The organism is Candidatus Poribacteria bacterium (assembly GCA_026702755.1).
GTDB lineage: Bacteria > Poribacteria > WGA-4E > WGA-4E > WGA-3G > WGA-3G.
Genome location: JAPPBX010000082.1, coordinates 83,892 through 106,222, shown reverse-complemented (window position 1 = coordinate 106,222; position 22,331 = coordinate 83,892). Strand labels below are relative to the sequence as shown.

General features: G+C 46.3%; 20 protein-coding genes. 12 read left to right on the top strand and 8 right to left on the bottom strand.

The genetic code is table 11. The features are described from left to right. Nucleotides 1-3: 3 nt before the first annotated feature. The 9 genes from OXH39_15635 (at nt 4) to OXH39_15595 (ending at nt 13,341) form a co-directional block, all read left to right on the top strand. On the top strand, nt 4-780 hold the full coding sequence (locus tag OXH39_15635) for a hypothetical protein (GenBank protein ID MCY3551892.1): 777 nt from the start codon (nt 4-6) through the stop codon (nt 778-780). A gap of 191 nt (nt 781-971) precedes the next feature. Further along, complete coding sequence (locus OXH39_15630; GenBank protein MCY3551891.1) at nt 972-3,269, top strand: hypothetical protein; 2,298 nt, start codon at nt 972-974, stop codon at nt 3,267-3,269. A gap of 238 nt (nt 3,270-3,507) precedes the next feature. Continuing rightward, nucleotides 3,508-5,877 carry a hypothetical protein gene (locus OXH39_15625; protein MCY3551890.1) on the top strand — a complete coding sequence of 790 codons (2,370 nt, stop codon included), beginning with the start codon at nt 3,508-3,510 and terminating at the stop codon, nt 5,875-5,877. An 82-nt stretch (nt 5,878-5,959) separates the two neighbouring features. Then, on the top strand, nt 5,960-6,682 hold the full coding sequence (locus OXH39_15620) for a DUF4159 domain-containing protein (protein ID MCY3551889.1): 723 nt from the start codon (nt 5,960-5,962) through the stop codon (nt 6,680-6,682). A 162-nt stretch (nt 6,683-6,844) separates the two neighbouring features. Then, nucleotides 6,845-8,008, top strand: coding sequence for a PA14 domain-containing protein (locus tag OXH39_15615; GenBank protein ID MCY3551888.1), 1,164 nt, complete (start codon nt 6,845-6,847; stop codon nt 8,006-8,008). A gap of 12 nt (nt 8,009-8,020) precedes the next feature. Continuing rightward, nucleotides 8,021-10,486 carry a BamA/TamA family outer membrane protein gene (locus OXH39_15610; GenBank protein ID MCY3551887.1) on the top strand — a complete coding sequence of 822 codons (2,466 nt, stop codon included), beginning with the start codon at nt 8,021-8,023 and terminating at the stop codon, nt 10,484-10,486. A gap of 14 nt (nt 10,487-10,500) precedes the next feature. Beyond that, nucleotides 10,501-11,235, top strand: a complete 735-nt coding sequence (locus OXH39_15605) for a DUF4159 domain-containing protein (protein MCY3551886.1) — start codon at nt 10,501-10,503, stop codon at nt 11,233-11,235. Between the two features lie 489 nt (nt 11,236-11,724). Then, nucleotides 11,725-12,453, top strand: coding sequence for a DUF4159 domain-containing protein (locus tag OXH39_15600; GenBank protein ID MCY3551885.1), 729 nt, complete (start codon nt 11,725-11,727; stop codon nt 12,451-12,453). 117 nt (nt 12,454-12,570) lie between these two features. Next, on the top strand, nt 12,571-13,341 hold the full coding sequence (locus OXH39_15595; GenBank protein MCY3551884.1) for a hypothetical protein: 771 nt from the start codon (nt 12,571-12,573) through the stop codon (nt 13,339-13,341). Nucleotides 13,342-13,411: 70 nt separating this feature from the next. On the opposite strand, the gene OXH39_15590 is transcribed toward OXH39_15595, so the two are convergent. From OXH39_15590 to OXH39_15565, 6 genes are all read right to left on the bottom strand, one after another. After that, on the bottom strand, nt 13,412-14,230 hold the full coding sequence (locus tag OXH39_15590; GenBank protein ID MCY3551883.1) for a LamG domain-containing protein: 819 nt from the start codon (nt 14,228-14,230) through the stop codon (nt 13,412-13,414). A 432-nt stretch (nt 14,231-14,662) separates the two neighbouring features. After that, complete coding sequence (locus OXH39_15585) at nt 14,663-15,175, bottom strand: N-acetyltransferase (GenBank protein ID MCY3551882.1); 513 nt, start codon at nt 15,173-15,175, stop codon at nt 14,663-14,665. Between the two features lie 15 nt (nt 15,176-15,190). Next, complete coding sequence (locus OXH39_15580; protein MCY3551881.1) at nt 15,191-16,027, bottom strand: phytanoyl-CoA dioxygenase family protein; 837 nt, start codon at nt 16,025-16,027, stop codon at nt 15,191-15,193. Between the two features lie 103 nt (nt 16,028-16,130). Further along, nucleotides 16,131-16,526: an NUDIX domain-containing protein gene (locus tag OXH39_15575; protein MCY3551880.1), complete on the bottom strand. Its 396-nt coding sequence runs from the start codon at nt 16,524-16,526 to the stop codon at nt 16,131-16,133. A gap of 105 nt (nt 16,527-16,631) precedes the next feature. Then, nucleotides 16,632-17,387: an SDR family oxidoreductase gene (locus OXH39_15570; GenBank protein MCY3551879.1), complete on the bottom strand. Its 756-nt coding sequence runs from the start codon at nt 17,385-17,387 to the stop codon at nt 16,632-16,634. A gap of 11 nt (nt 17,388-17,398) precedes the next feature. Then, nucleotides 17,399-18,187, bottom strand: a complete 789-nt coding sequence (locus OXH39_15565; protein ID MCY3551878.1) for a phytanoyl-CoA dioxygenase family protein — start codon at nt 18,185-18,187, stop codon at nt 17,399-17,401. 182 nt (nt 18,188-18,369) lie between these two features. On the opposite strand from OXH39_15565, the gene OXH39_15560 reads away from it, so the two are divergent. The 3 genes from OXH39_15560 (at nt 18,370) to OXH39_15550 (ending at nt 20,945) form a co-directional block, all read left to right on the top strand. Next, a complete protein-coding gene (locus OXH39_15560; protein MCY3551877.1) occupies nt 18,370-19,128 on the top strand; it encodes a HEPN domain-containing protein in 759 nt (252 codons plus the stop codon). A gap of 3 nt (nt 19,129-19,131) precedes the next feature. Next, complete coding sequence (locus tag OXH39_15555) at nt 19,132-19,953, top strand: phytanoyl-CoA dioxygenase family protein (GenBank protein ID MCY3551876.1); 822 nt, start codon at nt 19,132-19,134, stop codon at nt 19,951-19,953. A gap of 101 nt (nt 19,954-20,054) precedes the next feature. Beyond that, nucleotides 20,055-20,945, top strand: coding sequence for a hypothetical protein (locus OXH39_15550; GenBank protein ID MCY3551875.1), 891 nt, complete (start codon nt 20,055-20,057; stop codon nt 20,943-20,945). Nucleotides 20,946-20,959: 14 nt separating this feature from the next. Here OXH39_15550 and OXH39_15545 read toward each other — a convergent pair whose 3' ends face one another. Further along, entirely contained in the window at nt 20,960-21,142 is a 183-nt protein-coding gene (locus OXH39_15545; GenBank protein MCY3551874.1) for a hypothetical protein, read from the bottom strand. Nucleotides 21,143-21,223: 81 nt separating this feature from the next. Then, nucleotides 21,224-21,934, bottom strand: coding sequence for a hypothetical protein (locus tag OXH39_15540; protein ID MCY3551873.1), 711 nt, complete (start codon nt 21,932-21,934; stop codon nt 21,224-21,226). Nucleotides 21,935-22,331: the final 397 nt, after the last annotated feature.

Genomic DNA, 22,331 nt, shown 5'->3' with positions numbered 1-22,331 from the left:
TATATGAATGAAGTAAAAATCGTTCGGATAGCAAAACGAGTCGCTGGCGTAGCGAAGCGATGTTCTATCCAATATCTTGTCGTTGTTGGAACTGTCCTTTTAGGTTTCATTTGCGTGAGGAGTGTGCCTGCTCAGAAAATACTCAAACAAACCGGATTTGAAGATCACGCTGTAGGCGAAAAAGAAGATACGTTTCAAGTCTCTATTGATAACGTCAAAACCGGTAAAAAATCGCTCGCGATTTTCTTCAAGGAGCAGGGAAGACTTCGCATGCTGCCTTACAAATTAGAAACTGACGAGTCTATCGTTTCGGTTGAATTTTGGGTCTATATTGAGAGAGGGAAGCAATCTTTCGCTATCAGTGTTCATTCTGCGGAGGAACCATTTGATAATGATGCTGGAGGACCTTATGTTGACTGGCACGGAAGTATTGCTCGTTGCCATGTCCATCACGGAAATCCGTGGCGGAAGATAATAGACTTCCCTGTTAATAGGTGGAACTACGTCCGGATTGTCTCCAATTTTGAGAAAAATCTGTTTGATTTTTACACTGGAGACAGTAGAGAAGCCGCTCTGGCTTCACAACCGAAAAGAAATCTACCGTTTCAGGATGCTGCACTCGCGCCCCGCCCCAAATGGTTCATTTTTCTTGCTTGGGCGATGACTGCTCGGGGTTATGTGGATGATTTGCTGATTTATGAAGGTGAAGAACCCGTGAGTCTCGCTGTTGAGCCGACTGCCAAGCTTACTACGCTCTGGGGACGACTTAAGAGAGAGTGAATCGGAAGGTCAAAATGTTAGACACCGTGTAGGGGCACCCCTTGTGGGTGCCCGCTTACATGTCACAAGGTCCACGTAATTCTAAAATCTACCATAAATGCCCTTTAGTCCCTCGTAATATTTGACAGGAAAACTCTTCATCTACTACAAGTGATTGTGAATCGCTCCCACCAAGGCAATAGGAGACCCTTGTGAAAAACTACATTTTCGTCTTATTTCTATTCCTGCTACTTGTGCCATTTTTAGTGTCTGCAGGAGTACCGGATGCGACAATCCCTTTCGATTGTCCCAATATACCAAACGCCAAATTTCAATTCCATTTTACGCGCGAATTTATCGCTCTCGCTGGCACGGCAGAACTTTTCGACACAGTGTCAGATATTTATTTCCATACCTATGACACTGAAGCTGGTATATTTGATAAATTTACGCAGTATTATGACGAAGCATTGAAAGCAGCAAACTGGCAAAGTCTCCAAAAAGATAACGATGTGCTACTCTATATCCTTGAGGCAGCCAGTGCACAAAGTGCGCAGTCAGATAAGACAATTTTGGGCATCTTTGCCGTTGTAGAAAGCGACAGTAATGTCCATCTTTTAAACATCGTAGGCGATATCCCGCCGCAACAGATAGGACGACTCTTGGCGAATCTTGATCAACTCGGGATAGAGATACCTGCATTAAAATCGCTTGATGCACAGATATTTCAGAAATTTGAAACGCCACCAGAACGGATGCCACTCCCAACTCTATTTCGGACCGCCGATGATCTGCCGCATTTTTTTTCGATAGGGTTTTCAAAAAAAGAAGAATCATCAAAGTTCGGTTTAACGTTCTCCAGAGACCATAATGAGAGTCTTCAGGGACATTGGACTTACTATGGTCATCCGATTGAACGTATTGATATTCGATCAGACAACAAAAATAGTATTACCCAGATCAAGCAGGCACTTCAAAACGGAACTGCTGATATTGAAGAAGTGCTCAAGAGTCTTCCGTCCCCCAACACACCTAAATATAAGCGGAAGCTTCTTGTACGTTCATGGGAACGGAGTGCTACAATTATCGTTGGGAACCTACCATATCAGAAAGATGAGCCTTCTATGTTGGCAAAACAGTTTCGGACCCGAGAAGGAGAACCGATCCATGAGATACGGATTCAAGGTCATCAAGACACACATCCGGACGATGTTAGAAAAGAACTTGAAAAGGGTCCCGAAGAAATCGAAAAGGCGATCGTAGCACTCCCGATCGCGATGTCGGGTTTAAAGGCGGCACGTTTCCGAATTGAGGAGGAAGGCGATCGACGTACAGCGGTGGTTACCATAGTCGAAAAACCGCTTCCGGCACGTTTTTATTTTGACAGTGCACCGCGGGTTGGATTCAATCGCGTCAGTGGGTGGGAGTTGGGCGCACATATTGATTCTGGTTACCGGAAGGGGAAGTCTTCTGACACATCCTACCACATCAGCGTTCCTCGTGAATTCCGTGGAGATGATCTCTCAAAATTTTTCGGGCGGATTGGTTACGGATTTGGTAATAAGCAGGTTTACTACCAGGTCGGCGGCAAGGCAGCTTGGGGTGAACGTCATTCATGGCACCTTGGGTTAACGACACAACTGCATCGTACGACAAGCAGCATTGCTCCGGATCTTTTTCCGGTTTATGACGATACAGAGATGACTATTCTCAGGGTTTTTGGAGTGCCAGATCATCAGAATTATTATTTGAGAGAAGGGTTTGAGGTCACCTTGCAATGGAGACCTGTTAAGCAGAGACATTCGTTCAAGTTCGTCTTACTTGCGGAGTCACACGATAGTTTACGCAAAAGCACGGATTGGCACTTCCTCAACTGGCGTTCAAAATCAGAGGTCCGTGAAAATCCAGTGATAACACCAACTCGAATGCGGAGTGTGATGTTCAAATACGATTATAGTACCCGGCACGATTTTCTCGGTTGGCACAATACCTTCTTTGCTGAGCATAGTAATACCGCTATCGGATCCGAATTTAATTTTACCCGGTATCAACTTCACCTAAGATATGCGCATCCGTTCGGTAGACATCGGCTACGGACGCGAGCAATCGGCAGTTTTTCAACCGACTCTCTGCCGATTCAACGCCAATTTGTCATTGGGGGGGCGGGACTATTAAGCGGCTATCCACTCTACGCCTTTGCTGGCGATCGCGGGTTCCTCTTCAATGTCGAATACCTTTACCACTTACCGCAGCTGTTCATCTGGAAACTGTTCTCCTGGGGGAAAAATATAATAGACCTTTCTGATGCGAATATTTTTGCGGTGTTTTTCTTTGATATGGGACAGGCGTGGGATGTCCTTGATAAGACATCCACATTTACGCCGAAAAGCGATGTTGGCATCGGTTTTCAGTTCGGTGAGAACTATAGTATTTTACGTTTTAGTGTTGCGAAAGCCCTTGAATTGGAACAAGGCATGCGATTCAACACCGTCTGGTTTTATAGTTTCTAAACAAACCCGCAAGGTATAACAAAATGCATTGACAGATATAAATCGTATTTTATGACTATCCTTTGTGGCTGATGTGGTATCAATATTGGTAGCATTGATCATTCCAGAAGAATATGTCGGGAATCGGAATTCCCTCCTACCGAAGAGTTAAATAGTTCTGACTGATTACTTCTGGCGTTTGACAATAAAACCGTGACCTGTTAAAATGACACAACTCTCCCAAAGGCTGTTAAAAAATATGAAGGATAGCATTTTCGCCATATTCTTTTTCCTAATAATCTTGGCTCCAACAATGTCTGCTGCAACGTCGGACGGGACAATCCCTTTCGATTGTCCCAATATGCCAAACGCCAAGTTTCAATTCCACTTCACGCGTGAAATTATCGCACTTGCCACTACGACAACACCCTTCAATACAGTTGATGATCTCTACATCCGCATCTATGGCTACGATGCAGGTGTTTTTAATAAATTGGCTTGGTATTACGATGAGAAGTTGAAAGCGAAAAACTGGCACAGTATACAGGAAACGAATAACCACCATCTTTATATGCTGGCGAAAACTGATGGGCAAAACCGGCGATCCGATAACACTATCGCTGGGATCTTTGCAATTGTAAAAAACGACGAGAACATATCTCTACTAAATATCGTCGGCAGCGTCCCTTTACAACAGACAAATCGACTCTTAGAAAATCTCAGTGAACTTGGCATTGAGACCCCTGAATTGAAATCGCTGGGTGAACTCGTCCTTCCGAAATCTGAAGAGACATCTGAAGAGGCAGTAGAACGCACGCTGCTAAATATGGTTGGCAGTGTCCCTTTACAACAGACAGATCGACTCTTAGTCAATCTCGGTAAACTTGGCACTGAAAAGACAGTAAAACGCATGCCGCTGCCAACGATCTTCCGCGTTACTGGGAACACCTCCACTGTCAACGGGCAGACAACGTATAAGAAAACCTTCAACCTATCGTCTATCCAGACCTACACCGAGAGCCATCAAGGGCATTGGAGCTACCGCGGACACCCAATCGAAAGCATTCAGATTCGCTCAACAGGAAAAAAACAGGTTGCCAGAATAAGCGACGGATTGAAAAGTGGATCCAAGGACCTCACTGACTTATTAGATAGTCTCTTATCAAAAAACGGCTCTGCTGATTCACCGAAATTCATGGTGAACGCCGCGGAACGGAGTGTTACGATTAGTGCCGGTGGAATGTTAGATGACACACAACCTATGATGCTTGCGAAGTCGTTTCGGACCCGAACAGGAGATCCAATTCACGAGATAGTAATTCGAGGGACCGAGGCGAACACAGTGAGAAAAGCACTTGAGAAAGGACCTGAAGAGATTGAGGCGGCGGTCAAAGAGCTCCCTCAGGCAGTGCCAACTTTTGAAAAGGTAGATCTCGTGGTTGAAGATAAAGGTTTGCAACGGACAGCAATAATTACCGTCGTGGACAAACCGATTGATCCTCGTTTTTATATGGATGGGGCACCGCAGCTTGGATTCAATCGTGTCACTGGATGGGAGATCGGCACACGCATCGAATCCGGCTTTCGGAGACAGAAGGAAAATAGTATGTCCTTTGGCTTTGGAATCAGTTCCTCTCCTGAGGCCACTGGTGATGACAATTCAAAACTCTTCGCGCAGATTGGTTACGGGCTCGGCAATAAACAAACCTACTATCGAGCTGGCGGCAGTGCAGTCTGGGGTGAACCCTCTTCATGGCATCTCGGCGTAACTGCCCAACTCCATCGTTCCACGGACATAATCACCCCTAACTTTCTTTCTCACTATGATGGTGGTGGGACGGATACCCTCCGAGTTTTTGGGATGCGAGATCCCTTGAATTACTATTTGAGACAAGGGATTGAGATCGCATTGGAATGGAAACCAGTTATGCCGACGCACTCATTTAAACTATCTCTACTTGCTGAGACACATGATAGTTTAGAAAAAAGCACGGATTGGCATTTCTTCAATTGGCGTTCAAAATCAAAGGCACCGGAAAATCCGGTGATAACGCCCGGAAGAATGCGGAGCGTCATGTTCCAATATGATCTTAGCACCCGTCGAAATCATCTCGGTTGGCATAACACATTTTCGGTTGAGCACGGCAATGCCACCTTCGGATCAGATTTTGATTTTACCCGGTATCAGCTCCAACTACGCTATGCCCATCCATGGCGTGAACATCGGATACGCACGCGTGCTGTCGGCAGTTTTTCAACCGACTCGCTGCCAATTCAACGCCAATTCGTCATCGGTGGACCGGGACTCTTGAACGGTTATCCATTTTATGCCGTTGCTGGTGACCGCGGCTATCTCTTCAATATCGAATATTTTTTCTATTTACCGCAACTGTTTACTTGGGGAAACCAGCAATTTAATTTTGATTTTAATCTCTTTTTGATATTTTTCTTAGATGCAGGTCAAGCGTGGAATGTGACTGACGAGACACGCACGCTTGCTCCGAAGAGCGATGCTGGCATCGGTTTCCAGTTCGGTGAAACCGACTCCTTTTTGCGATTTAACGTTGCGAAAGCCTTTGAATCGGAACAGGGCGTGCGATTTAATACGGTCTGGTTTTATAGTTTCTAAAGAAAACAACAAGGTCCAACGAATGCCTCAACGCAGAAATTGTATTATATTACTATCCTTTATGCTGTATCTGGTATCTATATTGACAGTACCATCTGTTCTTAACGATCATCTTGCGTCTGCAGCTGCATCCGAGAATCAAGGGACTGACGTATTCACTTTCGTTCGTTTAAAATACAGGGGTGTCCGAGGACATCGAGGTAAATGGGATACAGATTGGCCCGCTTCAGATAGAAATTTTATTTTCCAACTCCGCAAGCAGACGAATATCAGGATTAGTACTGAGGAGAAGGTGGTTGATATTAATTCAGGTGAACTCTTTCGCTATCCATTCGGCTATATGCTGGATGTCAGTCGTTTGGAACTCAACAATGCTGAAGCGAGAAATTTACGGGAATATCTGACGCGCGGCGGTTTTATCCTTGTTGATGATTTTCATGGAAAAGGAGCATGGAAGCGATTTTATACACAATTAAAAAAAATCTTCCCGGAACGTGAACCAGAAGATATTCCGATGTCGCATCCGCTCTTTCACTGCTTCTATCGAATCAACGAATTGGCACAAATTCCCGGAGCGGGCTCAGCGCGCAGAGGAAGAACTTATGAAAGAGCAAGTGATGGCGGTCGTCACGTGCAGTGTCTCGGAATCTATGATGACAACCGCAGGATCATGATGATGATTAACTTCAATACCGATTGGGGAGATGCTTGGGAACACGCCGCGGATTCATTCTACCCACGCAAGTATTCGGATATGGCATTCAAAATGGGAATTAATGCCGTTGTCTATTCGCTCACGCACTAAGCATATTTACAACGATATGAGATAGTTTGGAAAAATATGCAACTTTTTGGGAGCTCGTTTGTAGTAACAGAGAAAGGACATTTGTAAGAGGGATCTCCGAATCCCGACCTCTTTTGTAAACTTCACAACCTTGTTGCTTCCAAATGCATGTGGGATAACAAAATGCGCAGACACACAAATCGTGCCTTATTATTATCATTTGCGCTCCACATAGGATTGATGTTAGCGGTTTCGCCGTTTCTCGTCAATCACTTTATGTTAGAAAAAGAGAGCATATCGGCTGAAATACTGGAGCCGGAAGCTGAGAAAGAGGTGAGACGAAGGGTTTTACCCCCACGGACACCTTTAGTGCCGCAAGTGAGTGAAGCTGAAGCATCAGCCTCTTCTCCAGCTTCACCGACATACGCCCCGGAAGTGAGTGTGCCGAAAGCACCACTTCACGCTGATGTAGCACCTGACGTTGTTACACACACTGACCTTCCACAAGCGGATAGTCCGAGTCCTGTGTCCAATGCCAGTTTTGGCGAGGACGATGGCGCATTGGCGGGTCCTGTCGTCATTGAAGGACAACGAGGGGGCGGTGTTGGAGGCCCTGGGCACGGAGGATATGGGACAGGAAAAGGCTTCGTACACGGAACTGGCGCAGCCGATGTGGGACTCGGAAACCTTGACGGTGTAGGTGCCGGACTCGGTATCTTCGGAACAGATGCAATGCCCGGACACGGTTTAATCGGGGAAGTCTACGTCCCCGGCGGTACGATCCATCAGATGCCAGATTTCGACCTTCTGACCCCTGTTTATACCTTTGTCACACCAAATCTTGATGTTCCTCAACGGAGGTATACCGAGGGATTTCCCACGCCAGAAATACAGTCTGTCGTTGAGGATTTTGCGATTCGCTTCCGTGCGGAGTTAGCAATTGATACACCGGGGCGTTATACCTTCGGGCTTCACGCAGATGACGGCGCGAAATTATATGTCGATGGAAGGTTGGTTGTGGATAATGACGGAGTTCATCCAGCAATGAGTAAACAAGGATACATAACGCTCGCAGCTGGCATCTATCCTGTTGAAATTCACTACTTTCAGGGTCCCCGAGAATTCATCGCGCTACAGTGGTACTATCAACCCCCGAAGGAACCCGTTTCTGAGTGGTCTCGTTCTTCTATCTCAGTAACAACCCCCAAATGGAATTGGCGTTGGGAGTCAACCCGGTCAGGGAAAATTGTACCACCCGAAATTATCTATCGCCCCGGCAAGCCTCGCATTCCAGATGCTTTGCGGAAACTACAGCAACGTCTGGAGGACATTGGCAGTGAACAGTAAGGGAGATTCCGGATGAAATATGCGATTACGAAAACATTGATAGTACTTCTGTTTCTTATCAGTCCCATTGTACGTTCACAACTCCAAACGGATGACGGAACTGTCGCTTTTGATTGTCCAAATCTGCCATCGCCTGAATTTCAATTCGATTTGAACCGGCGTGTCATCGCACTTGTGATGGAGGACCCAACTGCCGATGTTGCCCCGCTGTTCAACACTATAAACAACCTGCACCTCCGCAATTATCGGAGCCGCTCTGTCGATCTTAAGGAAGTTGTTCAGTATTATGAAAAGACACTGAAGGGACGCGGATGGAACGTACTTGGCGAGCACTGGCAAGGCGATGTCGGAAGCGACAATTTGCATCTCTATACACTCCAAAGAGGTGAAACTGTTGCCGGAATCTTCGTCATCGTCAATAGCGACAGCGGTGTATATTTGATAAATATCGTTGGTGAAATCCTGCAAAAGCAGCTCGGCGAATTGCTGCTCAATCTTAATCAACTCGGTATTGAAATTCCTGAGTTGATGGCTCTCAGACCTCGTGATTTGAAACTCGCACCGCCTCCAGTTCTTCCGGCACCCGAATCCATCGAATTAGATCCAAAACTTCCTGATATAAATGAGAATAGGAGTGAAGTAAAAAAGACTCCGGTTTTACAAGAAGCACCTAAACCGACAAAGTCTTGGGATTGGCAAATTGATGGTAAACCAATTCATGAACTGCAGATCCAGAACGGTCTGGCAACACCTGAAGGGCTGGATCCAAAACAGATTGGGGACACAAGAGCAGCCAGAGCCAATATCATGAAAATTCTTGGAAACGGCTCTGGAGACATCACGAAGGTTATGCCTGTCCTTGCGAATGTACTCCTTAGTAGTGACAGAAAAGTCTCTCTGCGTATTGAAGAAAAAGATGCCAAACGGACCGCAATAATTATTGTGGACAATCTTCCTAAAACCATATCGGTACTGGAATCTCTGAAAATTTCTGGACCTCGTGGCAATCAAATCCACAGATCAATAGGCGACAAGACGGTTCCCGAAAAATTAGATATGCAAACATTACTTGTAGCAACCCGATTTTGGGCAGGAGAGGCACCTATTCACGAGGTCCGCGTCCGAGGGAATAAAAAAATTCCAGAGGAAAAGATCCAGCGGACCCTTGAAAACGGTTCCGAAGACATTGAACAGGCACTTAAAACGTTGTTTAAAGTGATGCCCCATTTTGAGGAGATAAACCTACAGGTTAACGAGGAAGATTCAAAGTACATCGCAACGATTACTGTTGATGAAAAGCCGCTTGCCACCGATGTCTATCTTGGTCTCAATCCGCCACTACGTTTTGGGTTTAATCGCGTTACCGGCTGGGAAATCGGCACCGGCTTTGAAGTCGGTAAACGGAAAGAGATTGGACCGCTTTGGGCGTGGAGCGTCGGGGATTCGATCAGCGGTCAAACGTCAAAATTCTTTGGGAAGGTAAGTTATGCATTCGGAAATCCACATCTCCATTACCGTGTTGGTGGTACAGCGAATTGGGGGAAACCTTACAGCTGGAACCTTGGCGGAACAGCACAAGTTCATCGATTAACAGAAGTAGTCGCACCCGAACTTTTTCCGGGCCACAACCGTGGAGTGACGATTTTTCAACGCACTATCGGTATGCCAGATTTTCAAAATTACTATTTGCGACAAGGTGCCGAAATGGCTTTGCAATGGGCACCCCTTATGTCAATCCATTCGTTCAAATTGGCAGCGGTTGCCGAATCACACGCGAATTTGCAGAAAAGCACGGATTGGTTTGTTACCAATTGGAAATCAAGCCTCGAATTGAGAGAAAACCCACCGATAACCCCTGGTCAGATGCGCAGCCTCACTTTCCAATACGATTTTGATAAGCGGACAAATTCCTTGGGGTGGCACAGTACCCTCCTCGTTGAACATAGCAGTGCTGCCGCGGGTTCGGATTTTGATTTTACACGCCTACTATTGCACCTTCGGTATGCTTTTCCGTTAGCGGAAAATCGGATCCGCACGCGTTTCTTGTTTGGATTTTCCGACGCATCGCTACCAATTCAACGCCAGTTTGTAATTGGTGGTATGGGTGGACTCAGGGGATACCCTTGGCTCAGGCACACAGAAGAATCTGCGGGTATAATAGATTATAAGAGTGGTCATCGGTCTTCCCCGTACGCATTTGCAGGGGATCGAGGGTTTCTGCTTAACGTCGAATATCACTACCGTTTAGCCAATCTATCCAGTTGGAATATTTTCAGAAACGCGTTTGCCATTGCTTTTCTTGATGAAGGTCAGGTTTGGAATGTGTCCGGTCCGGCATATACCTTCGATCCCAAAGGGAATATTGGCATCGGTTTACAGTTTGGAGAAAATGATTTTATCGTTAGGGTTAACATTGCAAAAGCGTTTGAATCCAGCCAAGGTACTCAAATTACGACAACTTGGTATTACAGTTTCTAAAGGTCACAACAACGATGCGCGCTTTAACCGTTTTTGTTATTATCGGTATACTATTTGTCCCTATCGCTTTTCCAGATGGTGAACGGGAAGTTGCTCCGTCGTCCGAAGATGAGTTTACCTTCGTCCGTTTAAAATATAGAGGATGGCGAAGTATATGGGATATAGATTGGCCCGCTTCAGATCGCAACTTCATCTTCCAACTTCGGAAGCACACGAACATTAACGTTTCGTCAAAAGAAAAAATTGTTGACATCCGTTCCAGAGAACTCTTTGAATACCCGTTTGCCTATATGTTGGAAGTGAGTCGATTGCGTCTGACATCCGAGGAGGCAGGAAACGTGCGCGAATATCTCCTGCGCGGCGGTTTCATCTTAGTAGACGATTTTCATGGGGGCAGACAATGGAAGCAGTTTTATAAGCAATTGAAAAAGATTTTTCCGAAACGTGAGCCGGTGGACATCCCTATTTCGCATCCACTTTTTCACTGTTTCTATGACATTGATGAACTGATGCAGGTTCCCGGGGCAGGTGCAGCTCTCAGAGGAAAGACCTATGAAAAACGAGATGGTCGTCCTGCACGGTGTCTTGGTGTCTACGATGACAACGGTAGACTCATGATGATGATAAACTTCAATATGGATCTCGGAGATGGATGGGAGCATGCCGCCGAGGATTTCTATCCCCGTGAACGTTCAGACATGGCATTTAAACTCGGAATTAACGCCGTTGTCTACGCACTTACGCATTAAGAGGTAAATTGAGATACGACTTACGCAAAATTCCTTCCTTTCCTCACAGAATCGGAAGATTGGAAGGCTCCCATCCTGTCATCCTTCCTTTCCTTCCATCGTTTCATCCCAATATTTGCTTTGTGCGCAAGTCCCGTTGGGAGTGATTCATTACTCTCGGCATTTCCCTACCTATTTTAACTCCCAATCCGCGTTTTAGATTTGGTGAAAATTTCACTTGTAGCATAAACTGTTCGTTTTGTGCTACACTATATGTACTTCTTTTAGAGTAAAATCCGTAATTACCTATACACCAACACAAGGGCGAGGTTACAAACCTCGCCAGCGGTGGTAGGGCCCTTGTTCCCTGACGACCTGTAAACATATTTTCGGATTTTACTCTAAAATATTTATCCTCACATCCCGTAGGCGTGCAGTAGCAGTAGGTCTTATGCCTACCCCGTACCCTTAGAGAGCTATTCGGACAGAACGAAAGTGGAGAATAACTATATGCGAACAATTTTGATCCTAACGATACTTGTTATAGTGTTCACACCCACTGTTCTTCTGGACGGAGAAAATGACAGCGACCTATTTACTTTCGTTCGCCTGAAGTATGGTGGGCAGCTCACGCGACGTAGTAGTTGGCGTGTGGATTACCCTGCCTCTGACCGGAATTTCATCTGGCAACTCCGTAAGCAGACGAATATCAATGCCGATCCCTATGAAAAGATCATTGAAGTCGGATCGGGAGAACTGTTTGAGTATCCATTTGCCTATATGTTGGAGGTAGGCAGTCTCAGGTTAAGCCGCGCAGAAGCAAAGAATCTACGTGAATATCTTTTACGCGGCGGTTTTATCTTCATCGATGATTTCCACGGGGAACGTGAATGGAAATGGTTTTATACAGAGTTCAAGAAGATTTTTCCAAAACGTGAGCCGGTGGACATTCCTATTTCGCATCCCATCTTCCGATGCTTCTTTAAGATAGACAAATTAATGCAGATTCCCGGACTCCGTTCGCTTTATAGTGGACGAACCTATGAACGGTTCGACGGATATCCAGCGTACTGCCGCGGGGTCTATGACGACAGGGGACGGCTCATGATGATGATAAACTTCAATACGGATCTTGGGGATGCCTGGGAACACGCTGCAGAGGATATTTATCCGCGTGAGTATTCCGATATGGCATTAAAAATGGGTATCAATGCGGTTGTCTATGCCCTCACACATTAATGCTTTATAACCGTGTGCAGCCCGATGCTCGAACAAAATTTTTGGCAATTCGGGTTAGAGATGTTATAACTTTTGGCGGGCAGAATACTTTAACACCTATAAACTGGAGAAACCTATATGCTCAGTCGTAAACAGAAGTTAGAGTTCCATGAAAACGGCTATATTTCTATCCCCGGTGTGGTACCACAATTGATGGTAGACGCGGCGCGGCAGGAAATTAATCATTCCATCGGTACTGTTGGTATGAACGAAGGAGACTTAGAGCGCTACCGAGCGCAATCCTATTGCGACGAGATTCGTAACGCGCCCGCAATCGTTGATCTCTTCAGTAAAACGCCTGTTCGCCAACTTTCGGAGTCGTTAATGGGTGAAGGGAACGTTCAAATCCCGAACTCAGGACAGATAGCACTGCGTTTCCCGGGTCCGTTGCGCGTGGATCCAAACGAACCTAACGGACACCTTGACGGGTTAGGGAGCGGTAAAAATGGTATGGCAAAGGGGATTTATCGGCGTGGGTTTACTGCGCTCGCTGTGATTTATCTCGCCGATGTCCCGGAACCCTATAGCGGGAACTTCACAGTCTGGCCCAAATCGCACAGTTTCTTCGCTGACTATTTCAAAAAGGAAGGGCATGAGATATTAGCGGACGGGATGCCGAGACCAGAACTACCTGAAGGACCGAAACAGATAGTCGGTAAAGCAGGCGATGTCGTTCTGACACACCACCAGATCGTTCACACGGCGGCACCCAACGCAGCGGCAGATATTCGCTACGCTGTTATTTTCCGTTTGCGCCACGTTGATTGTGAGCAGAACGGTTATGAGGCTTACACCGATATATGGAAAGAGTGGCCCGGCATTCAGGAAGCAATCTCGGTAGATGCCTAAATACCGTTCTTCGGAAGGCATAAAAAAAGGGCGGCACCGTGGCACCGCCCGTTAATTTCCTACCCAGTTTCTATTCAACGTCTTTAATGTCCGCCCAAGTCGTACTTAATTTGCCTTTCGGATCGACGGCAAACGGGTTTTCAGGTCCGTTGGCGAGGTGTTTAACCTCTTTCTCGGAGAGGGCGCGGTGAAACAGCATAAACTCATCCAAAATTCCGCTATATGCCCATGTCGGTCCCACACCGGCATCAAAACCACCTGCTTCCGAACCAATCCCAATAAACCCATACCGTGCTGCCCCGGCACCGATGACTTTGGCGGGCGCACCTTCCTTTTGATCTAACTTGCCGTCAACGTATATCCGTTTTTCTTTCCCATCAAATGTTGCGACAAGGTGATGCCATTTGTCATCGGCGACATCTGTTTTGCCAAACCAATCATGACAACATGGACAACAGGTGTCAAAGGCAACAAAAGTTGTCCCGTTGTTTCCGCCGACATCATCACCTACAGCAAAACGGAAGAACTCACTCCGATCCCAAGAGGCGATCATGCCCCTTCGATCCGCTTTAACCCATGCAACGAGGCTAATTTGCTCAATCGGGTCAACGTATTGGTGTTCCCGAACTGAAATGTAATCTGTCGCGACACCGGGAAACTCTAAACCGTCCCCGACCTTTCCCTTCACTGGTTCGATCTGATTGCCTTTGATGAGACCATCATTTTTGTTGCCCGACACATCAGTGACATCGTCCCCCTTGATCGTGTCTTTGTTGAAACTGTAGTAGATGATAAGGTCATCCTCCGTGACTTGGGCGTGGACTACCAGCACCGGTCCAATTGAAATTAGCCCTAACATCAATAACTTAAACATAAGCGCAGTTTTCATTGAGGGTCTCCTTCTGTAAGCAGCACACGCCATCAGTGTGCGCTGTTAAAACTGTTCGTGTTTCAAAAGATGGAAAAGGCGAACTTTTTCCGAATAGATTTGACTAAATAAACGAAAGCGACATAGGAATGCCTCCTTGGGGATGCACTGAATTACGGTTCCAATAACCCAAGTTGCTTTCAAAGCCATGGGAACACCTTTATAGTGTTTCTATCCTGCCACAGACCAAAACGCTAAAAAGGTGTTCTCATGGACCTAACCTTGGACTACATCATACGATTTGAGGTGTCCATTTAATCTCACGCGGTTAACATCCGCTAATTTGAATATATAATAAGGAATACAAAAAAGCAATAATTTTTTCCTGTTTTTAACCACATTATCATTTTTCCCGCCAAGTCTATCAGCACCGCGCGAAGCGTCACGCCACGTTCAGGGGTCATCTATTAGGAACTTTTCCAGATAGAACACATCACAGAATCTATCCTCAAATTTCACATGCTTTTTGGCGATACCTATTTTCTCAAAACCGAGATTCCCATAAAATCGAAGTGCCCGCGTATTGTCTGCTATCACTTGAATAGCAATCTTCACATAGTTTTTCGCTTTCGCAAACGTGAAAGATGTCTCAGCAAGCAACCGTCCAATCTTATACCCACGAAAATTTGACTGTATCCAGGTTCCGATTGTGGCTATATGTCGCATCGAATCGGTATAACGTGCCAAACCATCTGGCTCGATGACTTGAATACCGACAACCTTTTTATCCACCTCAGCGACAAACATTGCACTCCGTGGACATAACCCTTTGATAAAGACACGCTCTTCATCTTCTGTGACAGTATTCGTTAGCGCGGTATATTGCCTCTCGAGGATAACCGAATTAAGGACTGAAGCAACGGCTTGCGCGTCATCCGGGATTGCCTCTCTAATGTTGACTTCCATAATTTCTCCTGTGCTTTAGGAATATCCGCCTACACCCAACAGCATCCGCTCTTCCAGATCGGCATTTTCAAGAAAAGCATGGGTTAACCCATCTTCCGGTTGCGCGCCCCCGTGAGGCGACTTCCGCAACCACGTCGGTGTATAACTTAAAATTAACATTCGCCGCTTGGCGTGTAGTGTTGGCAGTCCCCGATGCCAGAGATTGCCGTGGATCAGGACACCACCACCGGCTTTCACCCGTAGTTCGACTTCACCTTCTACAGATTCGTGTACAGTCGGTGATGCCTTGTCTAACCAGTCGTGGGAACCCGGAACAACAGCGACGGCTCCTGTATCTTCATTCAAATCGTCAAGGTAGATGAGACAATCGATGCAGTGTGGACGTGAGAACCATGGCGGAATTGGGTTTGGAATCACTCGCATGTGTTGGTGCCACGGTGTTTGGTGTTCCCGACCATTACCCGGATAAGTGATACGTGCGCTTAAACCACGCAGACGGACGAGCGGTCCCATCATTGCTCGTGCAATTGACAAGGTCGGTTGGAATTTCAAGAGCTCAAGAAATACTTCATCTTTGTCCATAAGGTGACGAGGGATGAAGCCCCAGCCTTTTTTTCCCGCAATAGCACTATCTCGTTTTTCCCATTCCCGTTCTTCCAAACGATCCAAAGCATCTCTCAGTTTTTGGAGTGCTTTACCTTGAAAGAGCCCTTCTCGAATGAGATAACCTGTCTCGACAAACGTTTGCAGCTCCTCGGCAGTGGCATGTACATCCACTTTCCAGTACTCTCCCGTCTCTCCATCCGGATCGAATCTGTTCATCATTTCATAATGAAGTTTATGTCGTTCCATGGTTCCCTCACTTAATTTTAAGTAATAGATATTACATGTCCAGCGCAACGATGGCTTTCACACACGATAGGAAAATACCTTTCCGGTTCAGTGTGGGATATAATCAGTTGTCTTCAATACTGATGAATAATTCGCGATATACAGGTAAGGCAAGTTCCAATTCCAACGCCTTATTGATTCCAAACCATCCGATCATTGAGTGCTCTTCTGGCTGCAGACTCTCTGGTTCACCTTTCCAATCCGTTATGACAAATACATGGTAGGTGTGGTCGTTATTGGAATCAAACAGGGTTGAGATGTGTTCAAACTGAATTGGTGTAACACCGATTTCTTCTTGCAATTCCCTGATGAGGGTCTGTGTTAGTGTTTCGCCACTTTCGCAGTGTCCACCAATCATATCCCAGACATTCGGATAAGAAGTCCGGTGTTTAGTTCTTTTGCCCAACAGAATTTTCCCATTCCTGAACAAGATTCCGAGCGCGCAAACTTTTAATTCCACGAGTTGTCCTTTTTTTATTCTTCTAAGCGATCCAAGGCATCTCTCAGTTTTTGAAGTTCTTCGCCTTGAAAGAGTCCTTATCCACCTCAATAGGGAGCAAAATTATCAAATCGTGGGCATTACGTTCCCACCGCACACCGGAATATAAGCACCTGTGATGTAACTCGCGAGATCCGACGCGAGGAAAAGCACGACGTTGGCGATCTCTTGAGCGGTCCCACGGCGTTGCATCGGAACTTTGCTCCAATAATGTTCGTCCGCTGCGCTCGCTTCACTCTTTTCACTGATAGTCCATCCCGGGGCAACTTGATTGACGGTAATGCCGTGTGCTCCGACTTCTTTGGCAAGCACCCGCAAGACCCCGTCCATACCTCGTTTACCAGATGTATACGCGCTCTGCCTCTCGAAGTTCTGCATTGAACATTCCGTGTTAATGCTGATGACCCTGCCCCAACCCGATTCAATCATACTGGGGACAAAGGCTTGCGCCATATACACATTGTGTAAAACACATGACTGGAACTGGCTTTCGTAGTCTTCAGCAGGCTGCTCTAAAACAGAGGTCCAAGTATACTGAATGACAGCATTATTAACGATGATGTCCGCTGCACCGAGTTCCTTCGAGACAAGATCGCGCATAGCGTTTATCGAGTCCTGATTCGTAACATCTGCCTGCACAACGGTTGCTTGGACACCCTTAGCCGTGATTTCGTCTCGCAGGAGGTGCGCCGTTTCTTGATCTCGGTAGTAGCAGATTGCGATGTCCGCACCCGCTTCCGCCAGAGTCCTTGCCATAACGCGTCCCAACGCGCCGGAACCACCCGTAATTACCGCTACTTTATTGTTGAGGTCAATCGGAATCATATTTCCCTCTATGGTTGTAAAAGATGCGTAGGAATACGAGACATCGGATAGTTGGCGTCCTCGTCGCGATTGGCAATAATCTCAGGGATTTCGCGATCCCAATAGTCGGGTACTGTATTAGGACGACTGTGCCATGCGAGAATTAGGGTCCGTCGAACATCGGTAAAGTTTCTGTGGGCGGAATGTAAGATACGGGCATCCGCCATGACTAACGAACCCGCTTTTGCACAGACATCTACCTGATCAGGATGATCGCTGAACATGATCGGATGGTCCTCATCAATGAACCGCGCGCCTTGTTCATGTGCTGGCACCAATATGTCATGTAAATCAATTCGCTTGCGATGGGTGCCTGGAATAACCTTTAAACAGCCATTTTCTCGGTTTGTGTCGGTGAGATAATAATTAAGAAAAATCGTTTGGGGCCACGGCGCGATGCTGAGTGGATCATTCCAGCGCATCCAATCTTGATGCCAATAGAGTGGCGGTCCCCCGGATTCCTTCGTCAGAATAATAATCCCGCCAGAGGTTGTAAAATCTCCGAATCCAATCTGTTCTAATGCCTCGCGTGCAGGCTGCCATTCCAACAATTTTTGAATGTGAGGATTATCTTCGCCGCGGACGTTGACGTGCTGTCCTTGATAGATCACATCTTCGGGTTCCACGTGTCCTGCGATAAGCCGTTCCGACTCGTCTCGGAGCTCCTGCAAGAACTCCTCGGTCAGAACATCGTCAACAACGCAGAAACCTTCTTCAATCATCTGCTCCCGTTTTTCTAAAGCGACTTCAGGGGTCATTATTTGCTCCTTTGCCTGTAAATGCTGTTGTAAAACTGATTCCAATAGAATGTAATTTATTCTATACAAATTCGCAAGAGTACACAACAATTTTTTCTATGATTTGATTAGACTTGCCTTAGCAATAAGCATTGACTTCCTTTACGGCGTATGCTATACTTTAGAAAATAGGAGGAAGGCAGATGGTTAACCGTGAAGACATTCAGGCGACTTGTGATGACATCGTTCGTGAATTCGCTCCATTACAAGTTATCCTTTTCGGGTCCTATGCGTATGGCACGCCGACCGAAAATTCAGATGTTGATTTGCTCGTCATCATGGACATTCCAGAATCCGAGACAAGTCGCCAAGCCGGGGAGATTCTCCAACGCATCCCGCGGCGTTTCAGGATGGATTTGCTTGTGCGGTCACCTGAAGAAATCGCCTATCGCATTTCGTACAACGATTGGTTTCTCCGCGAAATCACTGAAAAAGGTGATGTGCTCTATAAGTCTACCAGTTTCTTGCCAAAGCCGTTGAAAAAGGAAAAAGGTCTTATGAATCCACTGACACAGGAATGGGCACAGAAAGCAGAACGTGATTACGCCGCAATAGCGTTACATCAGCAAGCCGAAGATCCTGACTTTGATATGATCTGCTTTCACGCCCAACAGTGTATAGAGAAATATTTAAAGGCTTGGCTCCAAGGGGCAGATATTCCGCTCCTAAGGTCGCATGACTTATTGGCATTGTTGGATATGATTGTTCCGACGATTCCAAGTTGGCGTGCTTGGCAACCAGATTTTTTGGTGATTGCTCCGTATGCCGTGGAATTTCGCTATCCAGGAAAGTCAGCAACTGCTGAGAAGGCACAGCATGCGACACGTATTTGTAGCGAGGTTCGGCAAGCGATTCGATCCGAACTAAAACTTCCTCAAAACCAAACAGAAGGGCAGGCTTAGTAGATGGAAACCACAGGACGAACAGTAAACATTCCAAAACTGGAAATCTCCAATCAGGAACGCACGAAAAATAAACTCACATCAGAAAGCATTGATGCGGGAGCGCGCCTCTTACGTGAGGCAGGATTGGTGGTCATTGAAGGCGTTCTCCCACGCGATTGGATAGCAGAGCTTAATATTGCTATGGAAAATGTGCTGAGTAATGAGGGGAACGATCAAAACGGTGAGAACCCAATGCTAAAAATGCCGTTCATGGACCCGCGCATCATTGATAGTCCTTTCGCCATGCCGATTCTGAAAGCAGCAATGGGTGAGAAAGTGTTTGCGTATCTGCCTTACGGTTGTAACTCAACTCGTCCGGGGAACGAAATCCAGTGGATTCATCGAGATTCGGGACAACTCTTCCCTGAATTACCCTTTGCCCTACCCGTTTCAACGATTGTCGTTAACATCCCGCTTGTTGATTTCACAGTAGAGAATGGGGCGACGGAAGTGTGGCCCGGTTCGCATCTCATCGTTGACGACGAAGCAGTCCGTAATACACCCTACAACGTTTGTGAGGAAGAGCGCGCGGCAAATTACCCGTCATTTCAGTTAGAGATGCCCGCGGGTTCGGTTGTTGTCCGCGATATGCGGTGCTGGCACCGAGCGATGCCGAATCGGACAGAATCTACCGTTAGACACATGCTCGCCTTGGTTTATTTCCGGCGGCTTCATCATGCACCTGATGCCCCGGGAATCTTCGGCGCACGGGTTCCAGGAGAAATATGGGACAACATGTCTGAAGAAGCGCAAGAAGTATACCGGTTTCAAGCACATGATTAAGAAACTCAGTACTTGCATTGCTGGCGAGATTTAAAACCTCGCCAACGGCGTGTAGTCGTAGTTACTCCTAAAAAATTGCGTAAGCCCTAAGAGAGGAAGATATGGAACGAACACTGCTAATTCACCCAGAGATGCCTGAACTTGATAGAGAACACGGTTTCTCCAATATCAACGGACCTTCACTCGTTCGGGTGCCTGAGTGGGTGCAGAACCCTTTGGGAAAATACTATCTCTATTTTGCCCATCACCGAGGTGCCTATATCCGCTTGGCGTATGCCGATGCTATTGAAGGACCTTATACTGTCCACCGTCCGGGCGTGCTACATCGGGACAACACTGTGTTCCGAGAGGGCGACCACATCGCTTCACCGGATGTACATATAGACGAAGAGAACCGCCGTTTCGTTATGTATTTTCATGGGAGTTATGGGGGTCAGTCAACTTGTTGGGCGACCTCAACTGATGGCGTGAACTACACTGCCTCGGATATACGGAATAAGCAGATGGGAGCCTATTATCGTGTTTTCTGGTGGAAGGGGTATCCGTATGCGACATATCACGGCTGGATAAGTCGGGGACAAACCCCGCAATGGGCAACATCGTTCATGCCGCGAGACACACCACTCTTTCGCCGCAAGTCAGAAAAGGATAACACCGGTTTCCCACGCCATACAGCGAACCATCTTGAAGGCGATACCTTGACCGTCTATTACTCACTCTATGGTGATAGTCCAGAACGTATCCGTAAAAGCACCGTGCAATTGATAGATAATTGGAACGATTGGCATCCATCTGAACCGATAGAGGTTATTGCGCCGAAATACGATTTTGAGGGTGCGGATCTGCCGATTAAGCCGTCAACGGGTGGGTTAGATCGCGAGCGTGTGCATGAACTCCGTGATCCGGCCATCTATTGTGAGGATGGAGACATGTGGTTGCTCTATTCTGTGGCAGGTGAACAGGGGATTGCGATTATAAGACTAAACGATTAATTAATATCGGATTTCTAAGAGCGTTTTTCAATGAGTCTTCCGACAAAAAAGACTAAAACACCAAGCGTTAGGAAACCCATCTCGACACCCATTGCTTTGGATTCGCTGTAATCAAAGGGATTGACACAGCCTAAATAGAGTCCAGCACCCAAGCACGCGATGCCCATCAGTTCCAAAGTTTTTCCGATATAGTACACGAATTCTCCGATGTTATTTGGTGGTATTCTATTTTTTAACTATAGGGCGAGGTTTTCACGCCTCGCCCTACGATGGCAGAATTAATAGAGACTTTTGATGCGTCCCCATTGGATTAATTGTTGTTGTCTATTTGGTTCGATCTTCGCGGTGAAAACGAGATCGGGAAGGTAATCGTTCTCCTCGGTATAACCTTCCGGTGCCCAAGTGATTTTATGTTGAAGGTTTCCGTTATCAACATCGTTATAAGTAATGCTGAATCCAATACTATTGCCTTTTCTTGCGAGATTATCGAGCCGGAAACTGAGTTCGCATGTTTGTCCATCATTTCCCCATGCGACGCGCATCAATGGGGCTTTTAGGGTGCCCATCTCTTTCCCAATTGGGATTGCGTAGCGGTAGAGGTCATCCTTTCGTCCTGAGTGATGTGGATCTACGTAAAGGATAAGATGATCTTCACGAAGCAGTTTCCTTTGGCGCGTTTCAAGCTGGTCATCTACGAGTTTGATGGCTATGTAGAGGAAGCCGTTGCGCCACGTTGCCGCGAAAGATCCAGTGAAATCTGGCGATGGGTTCCAGTGTTCTCCGGTAATTAAGTTTCGTTCCAATTTCCCGGGGGTTACCCTCTCCCAGACTGGATCGTCAAGATAACCGTCTACGATAGGGGCAACCGGTGCAAGGTCGGCATTGTATTGAAAATTTTGAAGTCTTTCGCCTGTGACATGCCCTAATGCATGAGGCATCGTCGCTGACAGAAAGATGATTATCGCAAGTATCTGTTTGTTAAGGTTCATAGATTCCACCTTTCCAGGATAACCTGTAAAATCAGATTTTTGTGGACTGAGTTTCATCGCACAGCCCTATCCCTCTTTATATCAGGGTTCAATTGCGTTAACCTTATATCTTTTTTATCGCGTGGGAGTGTATTGTAAACATTCCAACGCAAACTTAAAAATTTTGTTGTATCTATTTCTTGCTTTCTTCACTCTAATAGTATACCTTAAAAATAATTATTTATCCAGTAAAAATTTGTACGACCGAATGTGAGGGTTGCGAATACCTGTTTTTTTAAATTCAGTTGAAATTTGAAAAAAAATTTGTTATACTTTTAAATAGGCTTTGAAATCGCGTTTATGTCAGGATTTAGATTTTAACAGAGAGGCAATTGGTTGTGAATAAAAATACAAGAAG